The sequence below is a fragment of the Moraxella sp. FZFQ2102 genome (assembly GCF_024137865.1).
Taxonomy (GTDB): Bacteria; Pseudomonadota; Gammaproteobacteria; order Pseudomonadales; family Moraxellaceae; genus Moraxella.
Genome location: NZ_CP099960.1, coordinates 2,049,422 through 2,070,434, shown reverse-complemented (window position 1 = coordinate 2,070,434; position 21,013 = coordinate 2,049,422). Strand labels below are relative to the sequence as shown.

Genomic DNA, 21,013 nt, shown 5'->3' with positions numbered 1-21,013 from the left:
TATCATGCTATAATTGCCAAATTAATCAGCCAATTAATCACTTGCAAAACCATGAATGCACCACTACCACCCAATCATGCGCCCAACAAGCGTAACACTCGCCCAAAAGCGCACTTCTCGCCTGCGCGAATTTTTCGTTTGGCGATTTTGATCTTGGGATTTGCCTTGATTGTCTTTTTATTATTTACCAATAGCTCATTGCTGATGGGCTGATTTTATATTGATAAGTATTTGATTTATAAAAGCTTTTAAAATGGATTGTTGATAAACTATGTCATTTGTTCATTTGGGCGTGCGCAGTGAATACGCCATCGTCGATTCCATCATCCGTATCAAAGCATTGGTAAAAGCCGCTGTTGCTGATGGTCAAACCACGCTTGGACTTGCCGATTGGAACAATATGTTCGCTGTCGTCAAGTTTTATAAAGCCTGTATCGGTGCAGGGATCAAGCCTGTGATCGGCACGGAGTTTGTCATCGGTAATGCCATCAGTCGCGAAGATGAAGATAATAAATTCAGCGTGATTCTATACGCGATGAACAATGACGGCTACCAAAACTTGCTGCGCCTAGTGTCGGATGCTTATACCGAACGCCCGATTGGAGCCAATGGCTCGGTGAGTGTCTCAACACCGATCATCACCAAAGAAGCTCTCTTTTCTCGTGCTGATGGCATCATCGCAATCCTAACATCACGATCAGAGATCTACTCGCCGCTGATGGGCAATCACCCCGAAAACGCCCTGCCCATCATGCAAGCATGGCAAGCGGTCTTTGGTGATCGGCTGTATCTGGGCATCAAGCGCACGCACCCATCTGACAACCTATTTAACGAACAAGCCATCATCCAAGCATCATCACTTGGCATTCCCATCATCGCGCACAATGATGTACGCTTTATGAATCCGCGCCCTGAGAGCACAGGCGGCAAAGATGATGATGTCAGCACTGATTTTGATGCGCATGAAGCGCGTGTCTGTATCGCCAGTGGCTACACACTGGGCGATCCGAACCGTCCACGCATTTATAGCGAAGCACAGTATTTCAAGACCCAAGCTGAGATGGTGAAATTGTTCGCAGACTTACCGCAAGTCATCGAAAATACCGCCTTGCTTGCCAGTCGCTGCAATGTCACTTTGACGCTTGGCATCAATGTCTTGCCTGATTTTCCCATTCCTGATGGTGAGACGATTGAGTCATTTTTCCGTAAGACCGCAGCTGATGGCTTAAATAAACGCCTTGATAAGCTCTATCCTGTCAGTGAGCGTGCTGATGACTGGGAAGCGGTGCGAAAGCCCTATGATGAGCGGCTTGATTATGAGCTGGATATCATTCTTAAGATGGGGTTTCCAGGGTATTTTCTCATCGTGATGGACTTTATCCGCTGGGCGAAAGCCAATGGCGTGCCTGTCGGTCCAGGGCGTGGCTCGGGTGCAGGCTCACTGGTCGCTTATGCCTTGAACATCACCGATCTTGATCCTTTGCGCTATGATTTGCTGTTTGAGCGGTTCTTAAACCCAGAGCGCGTCTCGATGCCTGACTTTGATATTGACTTTTGTATCGAAGGGCGTGACCGTGTGATTGACTATGTCGCGCGCACTTATGGACGCCAAGCGGTCAGCCAAATCATCACCTTCGGTACGATGGCGGCGCGTGCGGTGGTGCGCGATGTCACGCGTGTGCAAGGTAAGCCCTTTGGCTTAGGCGATCGTATCTCAAAACTTATCCCCAAAACCCCTGGTATCAGCCTAGATGATGCCCTAGAGCAAGAACCGCAGCTGAAAGATTTCATCACCGATGAAGATAATCCCGATCACGATGCCATCGTTGAGATTTGGGATATGGCGAAAAAGCTTGAGGGCTTGACGCGTAATGTCGGCAAGCACGCAGGCGGCGTATTGATCGCACCCAATCGCATCAGTGATTTTAGTGCAGTGTATTGCGATGATGAAGGTCATCCTGTCAGTCAGTTCGATAAGGACGATGTCGAAGCGGTGGGCTTGGTCAAATTCGACTTCTTGGGTCTTCGAAACCTAACGGTCATCCAAGCGGCGATTGATAACATCAACAACACGCGTAAGGCGCTCGGCGAAGATCCGATTGACCTTGATAAGCTACCGCTCGATGATGCTGCGGTGTATGAAGGCGTACTTCAAGAAGCCAAAACCAGTGCCGTGTTTCAGCTAGAAAGCTCAGGCATGAAAAAATATCTAGCGCAGCTTAAGCCATCAAACATCGAAGATGTTATCGCGATGTGTGCGTTGTATCGCCCTGGTCCGCTTGAGTCGGGCATGGTCTCGGATTTTATTGACCGCAAGCATGGTATCCAAGAAGTCGCCTATCCTGATCCAAATTTTCAGCACGACTGGCTACAGCCTGCGCTTGAGCCGACTTATGGCGTCATCGTCTATCAAGAGCAGGTGATGCAGATTGCACAGATTTTGGCAGGTTATACGCTTGGTGGCGCTGATATGCTGCGCCGAGCGATGGGTAAGAAAAAACCTGAAGAAATGGCAAAGCAGCGCTCCACTTTCGTCGATGGCGCGATCAATCAAGGCGTGGATGGCGCACTTGCAGCGCAGATTTTCGATCTGGTAGAAAAGTTTGCCGGCTATGGTTTTAACAAATCGCACTCGGCTGCCTATGGCGTACTTGCTTATCAAACCGCCTACTTAAAGCACTACTACCCTGCCGAATTCATGGCGGCGGTACTGACATCAGAGATGGATGATACCGACCAAGTGGTCTTCTTGCTTGGTGATTGTAAAGATAATTTTGACCTAAATGTCATTCCGCCGAGTGTCAATCACAGCCAATGGAAATTTGTCGTCCGCGACAGCAAAACCGTTGTCTATGGTCTTGGCGCGGTCAAAGGCGTGGGCGAAGAAGCGGTAAACAGCATTGTTGCTGCGCGCCGTGATGGACCATTCCGTGATTTATACGACTTTTGTAATCGTGTGGATATTAAGAAAGTTGGTAAACGATCTTTAGAAGCATTGATCAAAGCAGGCTGTTTTGATATCCTTGCCGAGACACTAAAGCCACATTATATCGGTGAAAATTTCGATCACAGTTATCAGATCCGCCGCGGGCTGTGGCGTCAGCTGCCTGAAGCGATGGCTGCCGCCGACCAAAACCGCCAAAACCAGTTGGCAGGTACTTTTGATCTGTTTGCCGAAGTCGATGATGGCTTATCCGTTGCGCCAGTACTTGATGATGTGGTATGGGATGCCCAAGACCGCTTACGCTATGAGCTTTTGACCTTGGGGCTGTATTTGACAGGTCATCCACTTGATGAATATCGCGGTGAATCTAGTCTATATACCACCGATGGCAGTGTATTAAACCTGAGCGATACAGGCTTTAAAGGCACATCAAAAGTCGCAGGCGTGATCTATGATGTCGCGCACTTTGGTAATCGCAGCGTGATCAAAATCGATGACGGCACAGCACGCGTGGAGTTCAGCTGCTATAACGACACCTTTGCCCGCTATAGCAAGATTCTCACCACTGGCAAAAAAGTCCCTGCTTACGATGAAGAATATCAAGCGGTGATGAAAGTCGATAAAAACAACCCAAATGCCGAGCCTAAGCGCGACATGATGGACATCGCCAATGTCATCATCGCCAAAGTCAGCGTGCGCGAAAGCGATGATGGACGACTGTTCATGCGTCTACAAGGGGCTGAGCCGATCGAGCAAGCACGCCTAAGACGCTTAAGCGAAGTACACATCAAGCTGCCATCGAATAATGTAGATAAACTGCATAATATCATCGCTTTATTAAAAGAAAATAGCCCACCGCCACAGGCTTTGGCTTACCAAATCGATGAAGACGATGATGCACCAAGCACACGCCACGCGGATTACTGCGTGCCCGTTGTCTTGTATGTGTATGATGATTGTAGCATCAGCCGCATCAATGTCAATGAGCGTTTCCGCTTATATCCAAGCGAGCCGAACATCGCACGACTCAAAGCCTTGGTCGGCGTTGATCATATGATTTTTAGATAAAATTAGGGGCTGCCCTAGATAATGACCAAAAACTCCATTTAGGTTAAAATAGCCAAATGAGAAAAAGTCGTCTAAGTCAGCATAAACAAAATAAACTCATTGAGCTGTTTGTTGCAGATGTTACTGCAAGAACGGCAGCTCAATGAGTCAATGTAAACAAAACAACCGCTGCTTACTATTTTCATCGACTGCGCTTACTTATCTATCAGCACAGCCAAAATTTAGAAATGCCAGATGGTGAAATTGAAGCTGATGAAAGTTATTTCGGCGGCATCCGTAAAGGTAAACGCGGTCGTGGTGCTGGTGGTAAAACAGCCGTCTTCGGTCTTTTAAAGCGAAACGGCAAAGTTTATACCGTTGCCGTACCTAATACGCAATCAGCGACTTTACTCCCCATGATACGAGAAAAAGTAAAGCCAGACAGTATTGTTTACACAGATTTCTACAAAAGCTATGATGCGCTAGATGTCAGTGACTTTAATCACTTTAGAATCAATCACAGCACACACATTGCCACAAAAAACAAAATCACATTAACGGAATTGAGAATTTTTAGAATCAAGCAAAACGACATTTGCGTAAGTTTAACGGTATTCCCAAAGATCATTTTGAGCTGTATCTGAAAGAATGCGAATGGCGTTTTAACAACAGTGACTTAAAATCTCAAATTTCCATTTTAAAACAATTAGTTAGGGGTAGTTTGGTTTAGTTATCTAGGACGGTCCCTAAGATTTTTTATCATTAATAAGCAAAGAAAAAGCAATGACAACCACAGCCCAACACTACTTAGCACAGATCCGCATCGTCATGGTTGAGACCACCTTGCCTGCCAATATCGGCTCGGCAGCGCGCGCCATGCACACCATGAGTTTATCTGATTTGGTAGTAGTCAATCCACGCCTGCCAATCGATGACACAAGCCATGCCAATGCCGCAGGCGCAACCCAAGTGCTATCAGCGGCGCGTATCGTGCCGACGCTGGATGATGCTTTGGCGGATTGCAGCTTGGTTTTCGCTGCCAGTGCGCGCAGTCGGCAGATGCCGCGCCCTGTGGTCACGCCACAGATGGCAGCACAGATCGCACAGACGCACTTTGGTGCGCATTCATCGCAAACAGATGGCGCGTTGCCGACGATTGCCATTTTATTTGGGCGTGAAAATCATGGACTCAATAACGATGAACTTGGCATGGCGCATTATCACATCCAAATCCCTGCCAACCCTGCTTATCCTGTGCTCAATGTCGCTGCCGCCATTCAAGTCATCGCAAGCTATCTATATGAGCAGCTGGGTTTTGATGGCAATCACAGCACCAAACAAACCCAAGGCGTCGCACAGATCAGCCACCCGCTTGACATCAGCATTCGCAGCGACTGGGATGAGCCTGCCGCCACGCACGCACAGATGGCAAGCCTTGATGATGCGATCATCAGCCTAATGCAAAAGCTCAATCTTGCCAATGATCAAGATTTAAAACACCTGCCTAATCGCTTGGCGCGCTTAACGCACCGCCTGCAGCTTGACCAAAAAGAATACGCACTAATTCGCGCCCTGCTTGCTAAGCTTGACCAAAATATTAAGTAGCCAAATGGTATAATCAACCACAAAATATTTGTGATGACTTGATAATTACTCCAAGCACCGCTACTATGTTTATCGGTATTTATCAGTTTGGATGAGTGGTTCATATTTACAGTTTAAGATCAGTCATTTAAAATCAGTAAACAAGCACTGGTTTATATATTTAGGTTTATTAAGATTAAAAAGTTAGGAAATTAATATGTCAGTATTTGCCAAACTCTGCGCGCTCAAACAAGCCATCAGTGAAGATGTCAGTGCCGTCCTAGAACGCGACCCTGCTGCTCGCACCAAAGCCGAAGTGCTGCTTACTTATCCTGGTATCCACGCGCGCATCATGCACCGTGGCGCGCACGCACTGTGGAATGCCGATCAGAAATTTTTGGCGCGTGCGCTGTCGCACTTTAGCCGCTGCACCACAGGCATCGAGATTCACCCTGCCGCCAAGATTGGCAAACGATTTTTCATCGATCATGGCATGGGTGTAGTGATCGGCGAGACTGCCGAAATCGGTGATGATGTTACTTTATATCATGGTGTCACCTTGGGTGGTGTGTCTTGGGAAAAAGGTGCAAAACGCCATCCGACATTGGGTAATAATGTCGTCGTCGGTGCAGGCGCGAAGATTTTGGGCGGCTTTAGCGTCGGTGATGATGCCAAAGTCGGCTCAAATGCCGTCGTCGTCAAGCCTGTACCAGCAGGTGCGACCATGGTCGGCAGTGCTGCACGCATGATCGTCAAAGAAGAGCCCGTCAGCCCAACCGAACACCAAGCCCAATCCGAGCATCTGTTCAATGCCTATGGACTTAAGCCCAATGCCAAAGATCCTGTGGCATCCAGCATCGCCGCCTTGCTTGCTCATATCCAAGACCAAGATAAGCAAATCTGCGAGCTGATGAACGCTGTCAAGACATTAGACCCAAATTTTACACCCAAGACCATCAAGTCTATCTGTAAAGATGATTTATCCGTACTGGATGATGATGGCGCAAATGATTTCACCATCTAAGTTGTATCATTAGCAAAATTAAGTAGTAAAAGGCGTAACTCATGACCACGCGCTGCACTTGGTGCTTATCCGATCCAATCTACATCGCCTATCATGATCAAGAGTGGGGTAAGCCTGTCTATGATGACGATACGCTCTTTGCCCTGCTGTGCCTAGAGGGGATGCAGGCAGGTTTAAGCTGGATTACGATTTTAAAGCGGCGCGATGCTTATTATCAAGCCTTTGATGGCTTTGATGCTGCCAAGATTGCTTTATATGATGACAATAAAATCGATGAGCTCATGCAAAACACAGGCATCATCCGCCACCGTGCCAAGATCGTTGCCATCATTGATAATGCCAAAGCTTATCTAAAAATCAAGCAAAATCAGTCGTTTAGCAATTATCTGTGGGGTATTACCACGCCCGATGGCAAGCAAATTGACAACTGTCCTAGCACGCCAAACGACATCCCTGCCCAAACCGAAGCATCCATCAGACTTGCCAAGCAGCTGAAAAAAGATGGCTTTAAATTCGTCGGTGCAACCATCTGTTATGCCTTTATGCAAGCGGTAGGCATGGTCAATGATCATGTAGCAGAGTGTGAATTTCGTTCATCATCGCATTGAATATTGTTGTATTTGTTTAATAATTATTAAAAATAAACATCGTATGGACACACCATTATGACAACCAGATCACCACAATGCACAACGATAACATCACTACTCAAGCGGCAGATCAATGACCTAATTCGCTTTAATCATCAGCATTCTCGCGCATGGCATATGCCTGTCATGGCAGCGATCGCCACCAGTTTTCCGATTTTTCTTGGTGCGTATTTTGATCAGTTATCATCAGGGCTTGTGGCATCATTGGGCGCGATGGTATTTTTAAATTTACCTTATCAAGGCACATTCTTCTTTCGCATGACCCAAGTCTTAGCGTGTAGTTTTGGCTTTGTGGCGTGTTATGCCGTGGGTTTGATCACCCATCTAGAGCCACGATTGACCTTACCGTTGCTGTTTTTCGTTACTTTTTGGGTGGCGTTATTTGGTCGCTATTTTCGCCTTACACCACCTGCTGGGACTTTTATTCTGATGGCGGCGGCGATTGCGCTGTTTATGCCGATTGCACCGCTTCAGATTCCTTTTTATATTGGCTTGATCGGCTTGGGCTGTTTATTTTCAGGGGTGATTGCGTGTATTTATACGCTGTCTTTGTTCGCAGGCGGCAAGCAAAACACCCACAGCGAGCCTTTTGTGTATCGTGATGACATGATGGTCGATAGCGCACTGGTCGCTACGACAGTTACTGCATCATTGGCAGTGGCGCTGCTGTTGGGTATGTCGCGTCCGTATTGGGTGGCGGTGAGCTGTTTTACCATTATCACAGGCATGACGGTGCTGAGCATTTGGACCAAGCAATTACAGCGCGTGATCGGTACTTTTTTTGGCATGGCGGTGGCTTGGGGCTTGCTGCTATTTGATCTAAATCCTTGGCAAGTCGCCATTACCATGCTGCTATTGGTGGTGATTATTGAGACGCTGGTGGTGCGCAATTATGCCCTAGCGATTGCCTTTGTTACACCTTTGACCATCTTGATGGCAGAATACAGTAGCCAAGTCGTGCACACTGCCAATGCCGAGACATCGGTGATCATTGCCAGATTTTGGGATACTTTATTGGGCTGTGTGATCGGTTTGCTTGGCGGTATGATCATTCACAGTCGCCGCCTGCGCCCAAGTCTGCATCGATTTGACCAACGACTTGCGCGGATTTTTCGCATCAGCTAAGGCGATATACATCAAGCAGCTTTAGTTTAAGACTTTAAATTTACTAAGCCTTGCCAAAATATGCACAAAACTTCTGATAAGCTGGTTGAAATTTTGGCAAGCCATACCCACATATAGGCTATTGAATCCATACCCAAACAGCGGTATAATTCATTGTTTACCCCTTTTGCCACGACAAAAAGAGCACATCATGATCAACGAGACCACCACAGGCAGCGAAGATTACCCAGAATCATCATCACAGCTTGCAGAGCTGATTCGCCTTGGCAAAGAACAAGGCTACTTGACCTATGCCGAAGTCAATGACCAACTGCCCGACTCGGTGACCGAAAGCGACCAAATCGAAGACATCATTCAAATGCTGACCGATGTCGGCATTCAGGTCTTTGAAGTCGCCCCAGATGACGATGACATTTTGCTTGCCGATGGCGGCAGTGATGACGACATGGCGGCCGATGAAGCGGCGGCGGTATTGGCATCGGTTGAGACTGAACCGGGGCGTACCACCGATCCTGTGCGTATGTATATGCGCGAGATGGGCACGGTTGATCTGCTGACGCGCGAAGGTGAAATCGGTATCGCCAAGCGTATCGAAGAAGGCACACGCGAAGTGCAGTATATCATGGCATATTGGCCGGGTACTGTTAAGCTAGTCTTAGATGAATATCAACAAGTGCTTGATGGTGAGAAGAAAATTTCTGATGTCGTATCAGGCTTTTTGAGCCTAGAAGACACCGAATTTGAACTCAATGACGATGCAGAATTGGAGCTTGACACACCAAAAGCTGACGCACCTGAGATCGATGATCTGGACGATGACAGCGAAGATGATGACGGTGATGCACCAATGGATGCTGATGCTGATGATTCAAACCTTGACCCTGAAGAAGTGCGCACACGCTTTGAAGAGCTGCAAGCTTTGTATGACAAGACGCAAGCCGTACTTGAAAAACACGGTCGTGGTAGCAAACAGGCTAAAGCTGCCGAAGATGAGCTTGCTAACCGCTTTATGCTAATCAAGCTTAACAATCGCTTGTCAGATCAAGTGATGGAATTGATGCGCGAAGTCTATGAAGATGTCCGCGCGAACGAACGCCGCATCATGAAATTGGTGATTCGCCGTGGCAAGATGCCTTTAGAAGAATTTAAGAAAACTTTCCCAAGCAACGAAACCAATGTCGAGTGGCTTGCTCATCGTATTGATGGCAAACCTGCTTTTGCTGAGACCTTGGCAAAAATCGAAAAAGATGTCGTTGCCCTACAAGAAAAAATCCTAGCGCACGAACTTGCCCTAAAAATGGACATTCGTGACATGAAAGCTGTCGCACGCCAAATGGCAATCGGTGAAGCCAAAGCCCGCCGCGCCAAGAAGGATATGGTCGAAGCCAACTTGCGTCTAGTGATTAGCATTGCTAAAAAATACACCAACCGTGGTTTGCAGTTCCTTGACCTAATCCAAGAAGGCAACATCGGCTTGATGAAGGCGGTGGATAAGTTCGAATACCGTCGCGGTTATAAATTCTCAACCTATGCAACATGGTGGATTCGCCAAGCGATCACTCGATCGATTGCCGACCAAGCGCGCACCATCCGTATTCCTGTGCATATGATTGAGACCATCAATAAAATCAACCGCGTCAGCCGTCAGCTGCTACAGGAAATGGGTCGTGAGCCGACACCTGAAGAGTTGGGCGAACGCCTAGACATGGACGAAGCCAAAGTCCGTAAAGTGTTAAAAATCGCTAAAGAACCGATTTCGATGGAGACGCCGATCGGTGATGATGAAGATAGCCACTTGGGTGATTTTATCGAAGATAATACCATCTCAAGCCCGATTGAGAACGCGACCGCTGAAGGTTTGCGTGAAGCGACGCGCGAAGTGCTGGATAATCTGACCGAAAGAGAAGCTAAGGTACTAAAAATGCGCTTCGGTATCGATATGCCAAGCGATCACACGCTAGAAGAAGTCGGTAAGCAATTCGATGTTACGCGTGAGCGTATCCGTCAGATCGAAGCCAAAGCCCTGCGTAAGCTGCGCCATCCATCGCGCTCAGAGCATTTGCGTTCGTTCTTGGAAAATGATTAATTTTAGTTTGGCGAACTCTACAAGCTTGTCATTTTGGCAGGCTTGTTTTTTCTAAACAGTTTTTATCTTATCAGATAATCAATTTACAAATCAGATATTTTATGAAAATTTTACAATCTAAGCATTATAAACCGCGTCGCATCATCAGCGAGCGACACATTAACGGTGACTATCATCTACAGAGCCAAAGCATCGATGAACGCCTGAATGCGGACAATCACCCTTTTGAAGGCTTGATCGGCGCGATGATGGCATCGATTAATTTTCGTGGTGATGATATTGTCATCAAAAAAGAATTTTTAAAGGATTTTGTACAATGCACCGACTACAGCACCGCACATTATAATGGACAAACGGGCATTTTTTATGCAGGCGAGCTGTGCTATTATCACCCAGAGTATGAGTTTTTCTTATTACTCAATGAAGATTTGAGCAATGAATATGACAAGACCATCATCGAAGCAGGTTTTTATAGCGTGATTCGACTGGGCTATGACAACCAAAAAGCCGATAATCTTGCCAAAATTCGTGAATTTTTTGACCGTTATTTATCCAAATACACCTCACAAGATGCCAAGATTTCGCTGCTATTAAAAGAAGGTCAAGATTTGGTGTTTAAGACCCACAGCATCAAGCCACTGAGCCTTGATTTGAACACCATGTACAATGACGACTTTTTGCCCGTGCATCGCAAGATCAAAGATGAGCTAACTCAAAGCAACAAAGGCGTAGTGCTACTCCATGGCGTGGCAGGTTCAGGCAAGACCAACTATATCAAATGGCTGACCGCGCAAGTCCCTGATAAAAATTTCATCTTTGTGCCGAACAATCTGATCGGTGCGCTTGCCGAACCGCAGTTCATGAGTATGCTTATTGACAACAAAAACTCAGTACTGGTGCTTGAAGATTGCGAAAATTACATCGCTGAGCGCGTCGGTGGCGGCAACACTTCCGATGTGGTCTCAACCATTCTAAATATCGCCGATGGCATCTTATCCGATGTGCTTGAATGCCAATTTATCTGCACTTTCAATGCCGATCTCATGGACATTGACCACGCCCTATTGCGCCGCGGACGCTTGATCGCCGAGTATCAATTCACCACCTTGAGCGTGGAAAAAGCCAATCAGTATTTGGCATCACAAGGCAAAGACATTGTCGTGACAGAGCCAAAAACACTGGCGGAGATTACCAACATCAACGAAGTGCATTATCAAAGCGAGAAAAACAAAGGCAATTTTGGGTTTATTTCTTAGATACCGACTGGTTGGTTTTTTGTCAAGCTTAAGTCTCTCTTGAAATCAACCAACCAATCCCCATATACAGCTTAACAAACTATTATAAGGAATACATCCATGACAACACAAACCACACCACTACGCACCGAGATCCAAACGCCAGAATTGTGGAATTTTCCGATGGATTATCCAATGAGCATCATCGGACATGAAGGTCATCGTGAAGAACTTCTTAATGAAGTAAAACTGATTTTGGCGGAGATTTTCCCAGAATTTGATCACGCCACCATTCAAGTGCGCCCTTCTCGCACTGGTCGTTTTCACTCACTGCGCCTAAGTCTGTACCTGACTTCTGCCGATGAAGTGAATCGCCTATATACCGCACTGGATAACGCCAAAACCGTGCGTACTGTGGTATGACCCAATCCAAAGACTGCCTTTTGTGCAGTCTTTTTTCTTGTTTTAGCATAATAAACTGATACGGACATGACGCTCAAAACCCATCTGATCGGTGAATTTGACACCAGCCACAGCATTCCTGATAAACCTAAGAATAATTTAAGAATACTACATACTTCTGATTGGCATCTGGGTAAAATGCTATATAATCAAGCGCGCTATGATGAATTTGAAAAATTTTTAGCTTGGCTACACGATCAGATGAAAGCATTATCCGTCGATGTGCTGATTGTCGCCGGTGATATTTTTGACACCATGACACCAAGCAACCGCGCTGAGCATCTATATCATGAATTTCTTGCCAAGACTTATCGCGCTAATCTTAGTCATGTCATCATCGTTGCGGGCAATCATGACTCACCGACTAATCTACAAAAAACCAAGGATGTGCTTGGCGTGCTCAACACCCATGTCATCGGCACACCAAGCCATGATCCTTCCGATAATGTGATTGTACTTAATAATGATAAACAAGAACCTATCGCCATCATCATCGCTGTGCCCTATCTTCGTGATCGTGATGTGCGTAACAGTGGCGACAATCAAAGCGACATCGACCGCAATAAGCAGCTATTGGCAGGCGTTGCCAATCATTATGACACACTGACAAAAATTGCGAAAGAAAAACAACAACACATTAGCAAAACTTATCAAAAAGCCATCCCAATCATCGCCACAGGTCATCTATACACGGCAGGCTCTAGCCCATCATCTGATGATGATGGTATGCGCTCGTTACAAATCGGCACACTGGGACAAATCAACGGCACCATCTTTGATTCTGCCATCGACTATGTCGCTCTAGGGCATATTCATCGTGCGCAAATGGTCGCAAATCGTGAGAACATTCGTTATTGTGGCTCGCCGATTGCCATGGGCTTTGGTGAAATTGGTCGTGCCAAAGAATGCTTAGTGATTGATTTTCAAGAAAAAAATCATAAAATCGACTCACAAGCGTATCAGCTGCCCATCCCTGTATTTGAAAATCTTGCTCGTATTAGTGGCGATTTTGATGAAATCAGCGATGCGCTCAATCAGCTCAAATCCTTAGATGCTAATATTTATCTTGAGATCGAATATACTGGCAAGGCGCTATTGCCAAATCTAAAATCCGACATTGATAAGCTGATTGAAAATTCCCAATTAAGCGTACTTGCTACCAAAATCCCCAGAATTCGCAATCGTACGCTTAAGCAGACACAAGCACATATTAATTTAGAAACACTGAACGAAATGGATGTATTTGCTCAGCGATTGACAACTGCCGATCTGAGCGATATTGAGAAATCAGAGCTGACCGCTGCATATGCAGAAATCGTCAGACACATCCATGAAGAAGATGGGCAAAATACTTAAATATCCTTATTTGATAAGTTTTTATAAATAGTATGAAAATTCTAAAATTACGCTTTGAAAACATCAACTCACTCAAAGGCAAATGGGAAATTGACTTTGAAGACATGGCATTTGATGACAATGCCCTATTTGCCATCACGGGTGCGACAGGCGCGGGCAAAACCACCATCTTAGATGCCATCTGCCTTGCATTGTATGGTGAAACACCCCGCGTGAAAATCTCACCTAGCCAAAATGAGCTGATGAGTATCGGTACGGCATACTGCTCAAGTGAAGTTATTCTACAAACTGGTGGAAAAATCTACCGTGCGTTTTGGTCACAGCGGCGTGCCAATCAAAAAAGCGATGGCAAGCTACAAGCTGCCGTGCGCGAACTTGCTTTATTAAAATCCACTGATGACAATGAAGGTCAAATCCTACAAGAAAAAGCAAGCCTTGTCAAAGCCAAAATAGAAAAAATCCTAGGCATGACGCTTGAGCAGTTCACGCGCTCAGTAATGCTCGCTCAAGGGAATTTTGCAGCTTTTCTACAATCTGATGCCGAAAAACGCGGTGAAATTCTTGAGCAAATCACTGGCACGCAGATCTATGCCAGTATCGGGCAGGCAGTTTTTGAAAAGCACAAATCCCTGACCGCACATTTAAAAGAGCTGAATACCAAGCTTGGTGAAGTCAAGCTTTTGGATACTGATGCCTATGAATTATTATTAAGCGAAATCAATCAGTACAATCAACAAAAAACCACGCTTGAAAATGATCTAAAGGCTTGCAGTGAGCAATTAAGAGAATTTAAACAATATCAAGAATACATCAAAGAGGAAAAACATTGGCGGGATCAATATCAAAAAGCCCTGCAGGATGTGGCAGCCTTTGCTAACGAACAAAAAAAGCTGGATCTTGCCAAGAGTGCACAGTCACTTGAACCGCTGTATCAAAAATTTCAAGACCTGAACAACCAACAGCAGCAAAAAACTAATGAGCTAAACGCACTCAATGATAAGCTACCTTTATTAAAATCAACTTATCAATCTGCCAATAAAATCAAGGAAAATCTACAGGCATCTTTGCAAGAAAATATCACAGCATTCGATGAAATCAAGCCTGTTCTTGCGAAAGTGCGCAGCCTTGATCAGCAGCTTGTGGTGGATATAGCAAAACTAGACACCATCAAGCAAACCCATCAAGACAATTGCACTACTCTACAAAATACACAGCAAGCGCTCGCCAATATCCAACAAACCAAAACCGATACCCAAAATCAGCTCAATAATATTACAGAGCAGCTGAGTACATTTGACCATAATAATCATGAAAAAATTCTTAACACACTCACTCTTGGTCAAGAGCAATATCAGCGCGTACTAAGCGATACCGATGAGATTTATACACAGCAGCAATCCGCTCATGCCAATCTTATTCAGCTTCTTAATCAAAGAAATCAGCTGCGTGCAGATTTTAAACAAACCAAATTACTGCTTGAGAAGCATAAGCTTGATGCTGATAATTTGACTGAAAATATTGTAGATATACTTGACATTAAAGCTCAATATTCGGAGAATGCATGGGATTATCAAAGCCTATCTAATTATATCGATGATATTAAAAATACACACCGTCAAGCACAGCAGTCTGAGCAACAACTAACCGCCATAGCTCAGCTGTATCTGCAGCATGAGCCATTAAATGCTGAATTACAAGATTTACAAGTACAACTAACTCAAAATCAGCATGAGCTTAAGGCGTTAAGCACTGAGCTTAATGCCATCACCGCATCATATCTTGATGCTGAAAAACTGTATCATAGCCTAGTAGAGAATCATGAGCTTCATAAGCAAATCTTACATATGAAAGCGCATTTTGATGAGCTCAGCGATGGCGATCCTTGTCCTTTATGCGGTGCAACAGAACATCCCTACAAGTCTTTGCCAAATTATCTCGACGGCACACAAGCTCTGCAAGCAAAGCAAGCACTTGATGATCAGCAAGTAAAACTCAATGATATAGCGCAGCAAAAATTGTCACTTGAAAAGCAGCACTACGCCCTGCTGACCCTATTAAACAATAAGCAAAATAATGTAGATCAACTACGCAATAAGTCCAATCAACTGATGCATCAATTGAATCAATCATGGGCCACTTTACCACAATACTTGGTGCAAGACTTACCATATGATACAGTACCAAATCATTCACAGTTTGGTGAATTTCATCAGCAATATCAGCAGAAAATTGTGCAGCAAGCACAAATTATTGAGCAGGCAGATGCACAACTTCGCGAACTGTCACAAGCTCTTCACCATCAAGAAAAGCTACAAATTACTCACAATACTCAAATCCAAAGTGCTGAACAGCTGCAACTTGCCATTGTGCATGAATTACAAGGATTTTACCAATTACAATCCAAGCTTGACTCACATCTTAATTCTGCGGATTCTTTGCTGAAAAATTTTGGTGCACTATCGATATTCAAAGGTCAAGATTTATTAATTCAATTACAAAATTATTTGTCTAATACCAGTCATAATATTCAAACACAGCCCCATATCGACACCCAAGATACGAATGCCATTCGCTTACTGACCAGTGATGATTTACCTGCTATTTTTAAGCTTGATGACGGCTTAAGCCATCAGCTTGCCGATGTGCTCAATCAGACGCTTATGACACTACAAGAGCAGCAAAGCACTATTCACGCTTTACAAAACAAACATCAAGAACTTAATAATAAACTTATTAAAATCAATACCTTAGAACAAAATCAGCTTGAGCAAATCGCACGCTTAGAGCCTATCGTCAAGGCTCAATCTAATGAGATTGATACTCAAAGCCAAGCCATCAATGCACTAAAACAAGAACGCACAACGCTATTTGCAGAGCAATCAGTCGATGCAGTAGAAAGCGAATATCAAAAGAAAATCACCGAACTACGAGATGAGTTAAACAAACAAACCGAGCTTCAACAGCAGCTGGCACTGGATCAGCAAACTGCAATCAGCACCATCAATACCGTCACGACCTTACTTGATGAGATGATGCAAAATCTTGAGCAAGCCATGGCGGGTTTTGAACAGGCATTAAGTACATCGCCTTTTACATCACAGGCAGACTTTTTATTTGCTTTATTGGATACGCAAGAGCTAGAAACGCTACAAAATCGCTCAGATGAATTAAATAAAACCCTGCATAATTCTGAAAATTATTTACACAACATCGCTGACAAATTATCGCAGCTTAAGCAAAATAATCCTGATATTATTACACTATCTGCAGATGAATTAAGCGCCAAAGAACAAACCATCAGCGATCAGTTAGCACAATTAAATCAGCAAATTGGCAATCTTACCAACAAAAAACAGCAGGAAGATATCAATCGTAGTTATCAAGCTGATCTTATCAATCAGATCGAATTACACAATGAAAATACAGCCGTTTGGGCAAAGCTTGATGCGTTGATCGGCTCGGCAGATGGTAAGAAATATCGCAATTTTGTGCAAGGCTTGACACTGGATTTGGTGCTACATCATGCCAATCAAATCCTTGGCAAGATGACTGATCGCTATGTACTGATTCATGATGGCGAACACGCCAAAGCCCTTGAGATACTTGTCACCGACCTATATCAAGGCGATGCCATTCGCAGTAGTAAGAACCTATCAGGTGGTGAGACTTTCATCGTAAGCCTTGCACTGGCACTTGGATTATCTCAGATCAATAGCCAAAAAGTGCAAATTGAGTCGCTATTCTTAGACGAAGGCTTTGGTACACTCGATGAAGACGCATTAGAAATGGCACTCAATACTTTATTTGAACTTCAACAAAATGGCAAAAGCATCGGCATCATCAGCCATGTCGCAAGCCTAAAAGAACGCATAGAGACACAGATCATCATTGAAAAATCTGCCAATGGGGCAAGTGTTATTAAAGGTGCAGGTGTGAGTCGGTTGGGGTGAAGAATCATTCATCCCAACTTGCGATCAGACTTTCTATGTAAATATAACAACAAGCAATTCGACTGACCATATAGAAAACCACACCTTCTTCAGATGCGGTTTTTCTTAACAAGCAACAACAATCACAGCCCCGCTTTCAAGCTCGCTTCGATAAACTTATCCAAATCACCATCAAGCACCGCACCTGTGTTTGAAGTCTCAACACCAGTGCGCAAATCCTTGATGCGTGAATCATCCAGCACATACGAGCGAATCTGACTGCCCCAGCCGATGTCCGATTTGCTGTCTTCAAGTGCCTGCTGCTTTTCCATGCGTTTTTGCATTTCTAGTTCATACAGCTTGGCACGCAACATTTTCATCGCCGTGTCTTTGTTGGCGTGCTGTGAGCGTTCGTTCTGACACGCCACGACCACGCCCGTTGGTTGGTGAGTAATACGCACTGCAGAGTCTGTGGTATTGACATGCTGACCGCCTGCGCCGCTTGAGCGATAGGTATCGATACGCAGATCGGCAGGATTGATGTCGATTTCGACATTATCATCAATCTCAGGCGAGACAAACACCGCCGCAAACGAAGTATGGCGACCATTATTACTATCAAATGGCGACTTACGCACCAAACGATGCACGCCGATCTCGGTACGCAGCCAACCAAAGGCATAATCACCCTTGACATGGATCGTCGCAGACTTAATGCCCGCCACGCCACCTTCAGACACTTCCATCACATCTGCCTTAAAGCCGTGACTCTCGCACCAGCGCAGATACATACGCAGCAGCATCTGTGACCAGTCTTGTGCTTCTGTACCACCCGAGCCTGCTTGGATATCCAAATAGCAGTTATTGGCGTCCATCTCGCCGCTGAACATTCGCTTAAATTCCAAATCTTCCACTTTCGCGCGCGCCGCATCCAGCTCTGCTTGCACATCATCCAGTAAGCTTTCATCTTCAGCTTCCACCGCAAGCTCAAGCATTGCTGCCGCATCATCTAGGCTAACATCCAAGCCTTCGATCACGCCGATGATGCCATCAAGCACAGATTTTTCTTTGCTAATCTTGGTGGCAAGTTCAGGATTATTCCAAAGCTCAGGATTTTCAAGCTCCAGATTGACTTCTTCTAGGCGTTCTTTTTTGCCTTCGAAGTCAAAGATACCCCCGAAGTTCTTGACCGCGAGCGGCTAGGTCTTTGATTTGCTCTTGATAAACGGCGATTTCCATGATGACTCCAATAATGTATCAATTTAAAACAGGCTATTATAGCAATTTTGGCGACCATTTGCCATCATAAGGTACATGAAAGCTACAGCCAAACCACATTAAGCTTACATTGACCAATCGACGATTTGCCAGTCGTTATTTTGTGCGTGTTCTTTTAAAATCGCATCAGGTGTCACGCAAACTGCTTCATCAGCGAAACTTAACAATGGCAAGTCATTTTTTGAATCTGAATAGGCGATGAGCTTATCAAATGCCACGCCCTTGTCTGCATAAGCTTTGATCAAATTTTGTAGATGATAAATCTTACCATCTTTAAAATTCGGACGATCAGCGACTTTACCTGTATAGTGATTATCCACCACTTCAAGGCGCGTGGCTAAAGTATGCACACTATCCACCCCAAAAAGATTGGCAATCGGCACAACCACAAAATCATTGGTTGCGCTGATTACCACGACGACATCGCCATTATCTCGATGCTTTTTGATTTGCTCGATTGCCTTAGGTCGCATATTTGGCTTGATCCAAGTGTTTAGATATTCTTGACGATATACATCCAAATCCGCCATCTTCTGCGTATGCAAAAATGCCGCAACAAATTCATTATATTCCACCGCATCCAGCGTGCCAGCGATATAATCTTGATAAAATTTATCATTGGCATCGGCATAGACTTTGGCATCCACCAAGCCTTTTTCAACGATGAACTGCCCCCAACTGTGATCGCTATCGACATTGAGCATCGTCATGTCAAGATCAAATAAAGCAAGATTTGGCATAGGCTTATCCTTATCATAAAAATCACGCCATTATCGCCAATCTTAAGCTAAGTTGCAAGGTTTTGGGCGAATTTTAGGCACAAAAAAAGCAGCTGATGTGACTCGGCTGCTTTGATGTCTTATTGAAAATCAATCAATATTTATTAGCTTTGATCTGCGCTAGGATTTGCGCGATTTCATCATTAGCTTCTTGCTCGGTGCTTAAGTCACCTTGTGGGGTCAGATCATTCATCACCTGCGGCAATAGCTCGGCGATACCTTGGCAAACTTGATCTTGGCTTGCACCTGTTTGCGCGCACGCCGCTTGGATTTCACTCTCGCCAAACAGACGCTGAATATCACCTGCATCGATGCCATCATTATCGGTATCGATATTTACCCATGATTGCGCTTGGTTATTCATGCCGCTGCTGCTAAATTTACCCAAAACACCCGACAGGCCGCCATTTTTTTGGATAAAAGTCAGTACGATTGGCAATAGCGCAAGCAGTAGCGCGCTTTTATTCATGCCGCCTTGCGCGCCTTGATTGCCGCCGCCCAGCACACTAGCTAAGATACCGCCCAAATCGGTTGGGCTGGCATTGGTTTTTTGACCACCAAGCAGACCACCCAAGATCGCATCCAAGCCTTGTGCTTGTGGTGCTTGTGATGACTGACCGCCCAATACCGAACCAAGCACCCCGCCTAAAACGCCGCCCATGCCCTGATTAGACTGACCTTGACTCATCGCACCTGCCAAGCCGCCCAACAGACCACCCAAACCGCCTTGGGCTTGCTGCTGTGGCTGCTGTGATTGTGCGGCATTTTTGATGACTTCAGTAACGATGCTTTGTAATAGACTCATAAGATTTCCTTAATAAAATTACTCTACAATAATACAACGATACTATCTTAAACAAAGCCACCTGCCAGTTCTATGGCAATTGTGTAATGATTTGTGCGACATTGGAAAAAGTGGTTTTGGTAAAAAAACTCCATCAATGCTGATATTACTGAATTTGATTAATGAAACTGTTGCGTACAGGCGTATCGCATATGCCCTTGATTGTTCAGCCGGTATTCTTACCCACAAAACGAGACAGTACCACAAGTTGCCCAAAGGCTTGCGTGCTTAATTGATCGGCATAAATCACCACCGTAAGTGGCGTCTTAACAGGAATGACGACGAAAAATTTCAGCACAATCACCTGAGTTAATCCTAAATCCACCAAGCGACATTCATCAAAATACGCTTGATAAATCAATGGCTTATCGCGATTTTTATCCGCTTTATTCTGTGGCAGCTGCAACAGCCAAATGCCATCCAAATTATCAGCAACAATCTTAATAGGTATAGATGAGCGCACAGCCGCGTGCCACACGCTAGCACCGATACTGACGATAAATAAAATCAACCACTGCCACCACGCAAGCGATACGATGGCACAAATCAGCCACACAAGCCCCGCCACGCCAAGCCACATCAGCCAAGCATGGCGGCTGTTTACTAGGTGCAGATCAATCGCGATGGCTTTTTTGGCATTGGTAAAAGCTTGTGCGCCACCAGTCATTAT

At 45.1% G+C, this 21,013-nt stretch carries 15 protein-coding genes and 1 pseudogene; 12 read left to right on the top strand and 4 right to left on the bottom strand.

Annotation, left to right across the window (positions count from 1 at the left end; translation table 11 throughout):
- Positions 1-51: 51 nt before the first annotated feature.
- The 12 genes and pseudogenes from NGM44_RS09660 to NGM44_RS09605 all read left to right on the top strand — a co-directional run bounded on the left by NGM44_RS09660 (position 52) and on the right by NGM44_RS09605 (position 17,463).
- Positions 52-213 (top strand): hypothetical protein, encoded by a 162-nt coding sequence (locus NGM44_RS09660; RefSeq protein WP_253223450.1) that lies wholly within the window; start codon positions 52-54, stop codon positions 211-213.
- Positions 214-271: 58 nt separating this feature from the next.
- On the top strand, positions 272-4,012 hold the full coding sequence (dnaE, locus tag NGM44_RS09655; RefSeq protein WP_253223449.1) for a DNA polymerase III subunit alpha: 3,741 nt from the start codon (positions 272-274) through the stop codon (positions 4,010-4,012).
- Positions 4,013-4,068: 56 nt separating this feature from the next.
- Positions 4,069-4,721, top strand: a pseudogene (locus tag NGM44_RS09650) (IS1595 family transposase).
- A gap of 53 nt (positions 4,722-4,774) precedes the next feature.
- A complete protein-coding gene (locus NGM44_RS09645) occupies positions 4,775-5,596 on the top strand; it encodes an RNA methyltransferase (protein ID WP_253223448.1) in 822 nt (273 codons plus the stop codon).
- 196 nt (positions 5,597-5,792) lie between these two features.
- Entirely contained in the window at positions 5,793-6,599 is an 807-nt protein-coding gene (gene cysE, locus NGM44_RS09640) for a serine O-acetyltransferase (RefSeq protein WP_253223447.1), read from the top strand.
- Positions 6,600-6,640: 41 nt separating this feature from the next.
- Entirely contained in the window at positions 6,641-7,207 is a 567-nt protein-coding gene (locus tag NGM44_RS09635; RefSeq protein WP_253223446.1) for a DNA-3-methyladenine glycosylase I, read from the top strand.
- A 57-nt stretch (positions 7,208-7,264) separates the two neighbouring features.
- On the top strand, positions 7,265-8,374 hold the full coding sequence (locus NGM44_RS09630) for an FUSC family protein (protein WP_253223445.1): 1,110 nt from the start codon (positions 7,265-7,267) through the stop codon (positions 8,372-8,374).
- 190 nt (positions 8,375-8,564) lie between these two features.
- Positions 8,565-10,460, top strand: coding sequence for an RNA polymerase sigma factor RpoD (rpoD, locus tag NGM44_RS09625; protein WP_253223444.1), 1,896 nt, complete (start codon positions 8,565-8,567; stop codon positions 10,458-10,460).
- A 101-nt stretch (positions 10,461-10,561) separates the two neighbouring features.
- On the top strand, positions 10,562-11,716 hold the full coding sequence (locus NGM44_RS09620) for an AAA family ATPase (RefSeq protein WP_253223443.1): 1,155 nt from the start codon (positions 10,562-10,564) through the stop codon (positions 11,714-11,716).
- 99 nt (positions 11,717-11,815) lie between these two features.
- A complete protein-coding gene (locus tag NGM44_RS09615) occupies positions 11,816-12,118 on the top strand; it encodes a YbeD family protein (RefSeq protein WP_253223442.1) in 303 nt (100 codons plus the stop codon).
- A 66-nt stretch (positions 12,119-12,184) separates the two neighbouring features.
- Entirely contained in the window at positions 12,185-13,513 is a 1,329-nt protein-coding gene (locus tag NGM44_RS09610; protein WP_253223441.1) for an exonuclease SbcCD subunit D C-terminal domain-containing protein, read from the top strand.
- Positions 13,514-13,545: 32 nt separating this feature from the next.
- Positions 13,546-17,463 carry an AAA family ATPase gene (locus tag NGM44_RS09605; protein WP_253223440.1) on the top strand — a complete coding sequence of 1,306 codons (3,918 nt, stop codon included), beginning with the start codon at positions 13,546-13,548 and terminating at the stop codon, positions 17,461-17,463.
- A gap of 122 nt (positions 17,464-17,585) precedes the next feature.
- Here the strand turns inward: NGM44_RS09605 and prfB are convergent.
- The 4 genes from prfB to NGM44_RS09585 all read right to left on the bottom strand — a co-directional run bounded on the left by prfB (position 17,586) and on the right by NGM44_RS09585 (position 21,010).
- A protein-coding gene (prfB, locus tag NGM44_RS09600; RefSeq protein ID WP_253223439.1) for a peptide chain release factor 2 occupies positions 17,586-18,681 on the bottom strand; the annotation gives its coding sequence in 2 pieces (ribosomal slippage) (positions 17,586-18,608 and positions 18,610-18,681; 1,095 coding nt in all).
- 104 nt (positions 18,682-18,785) lie between these two features.
- The gene (locus NGM44_RS09595) at positions 18,786-19,460 is read right to left on the bottom strand and encodes an HAD family phosphatase (protein WP_253223438.1); all 675 of its coding nucleotides are present in this window, start codon (positions 19,458-19,460) and stop codon (positions 18,786-18,788) included.
- Positions 19,461-19,593: 133 nt separating this feature from the next.
- Positions 19,594-20,304, bottom strand: coding sequence for a YidB family protein (locus NGM44_RS09590; RefSeq protein ID WP_253223437.1), 711 nt, complete (start codon positions 20,302-20,304; stop codon positions 19,594-19,596).
- A 205-nt stretch (positions 20,305-20,509) separates the two neighbouring features.
- Positions 20,510-21,010: a hypothetical protein gene (locus tag NGM44_RS09585; protein ID WP_253223436.1), complete on the bottom strand. Its 501-nt coding sequence runs from the start codon at positions 21,008-21,010 to the stop codon at positions 20,510-20,512.
- Positions 21,011-21,013 lie beyond the last annotated feature (3 nt).

Bases quoted from the DNA above. Each gene is read 5' to 3' on its own strand.
- NGM44_RS09660 (WP_253223450.1), top strand. From the start codon at position 52: ATGAATGCACCACTACCACCCAATCATGCGCCCAACAAGCGTAACACT.
- dnaE (WP_253223449.1), top strand. From the start codon at position 272: ATGTCATTTGTTCATTTGGGCGTGCGCAGTGAATACGCCATCGTCGAT.
- NGM44_RS09645 (WP_253223448.1), top strand. From the start codon at position 4,775: ATGACAACCACAGCCCAACACTACTTAGCACAGATCCGCATCGTCATG.
- cysE (WP_253223447.1), top strand. From the start codon at position 5,793: ATGTCAGTATTTGCCAAACTCTGCGCGCTCAAACAAGCCATCAGTGAA.
- NGM44_RS09635 (WP_253223446.1), top strand. From the start codon at position 6,641: ATGACCACGCGCTGCACTTGGTGCTTATCCGATCCAATCTACATCGCC.
- NGM44_RS09630 (WP_253223445.1), top strand. From the start codon at position 7,265: ATGACAACCAGATCACCACAATGCACAACGATAACATCACTACTCAAG.
- rpoD (WP_253223444.1), top strand. From the start codon at position 8,565: ATGATCAACGAGACCACCACAGGCAGCGAAGATTACCCAGAATCATCA.
- NGM44_RS09620 (WP_253223443.1), top strand. From the start codon at position 10,562: ATGAAAATTTTACAATCTAAGCATTATAAACCGCGTCGCATCATCAGC.
- NGM44_RS09615 (WP_253223442.1), top strand. From the start codon at position 11,816: ATGACAACACAAACCACACCACTACGCACCGAGATCCAAACGCCAGAA.
- NGM44_RS09610 (WP_253223441.1), top strand. From the start codon at position 12,185: ATGACGCTCAAAACCCATCTGATCGGTGAATTTGACACCAGCCACAGC.
- NGM44_RS09605 (WP_253223440.1), top strand. From the start codon at position 13,546: ATGAAAATTCTAAAATTACGCTTTGAAAACATCAACTCACTCAAAGGC.
- NGM44_RS09595 (WP_253223438.1), bottom strand. From the start codon at position 19,460: ATGCCAAATCTTGCTTTATTTGATCTTGACATGACGATGCTCAATGTC.
- NGM44_RS09590 (WP_253223437.1), bottom strand. From the start codon at position 20,304: ATGAGTCTATTACAAAGCATCGTTACTGAAGTCATCAAAAATGCCGCA.
- NGM44_RS09585 (WP_253223436.1), bottom strand. From the start codon at position 21,010: ATGACTGGTGGCGCACAAGCTTTTACCAATGCCAAAAAAGCCATCGCG.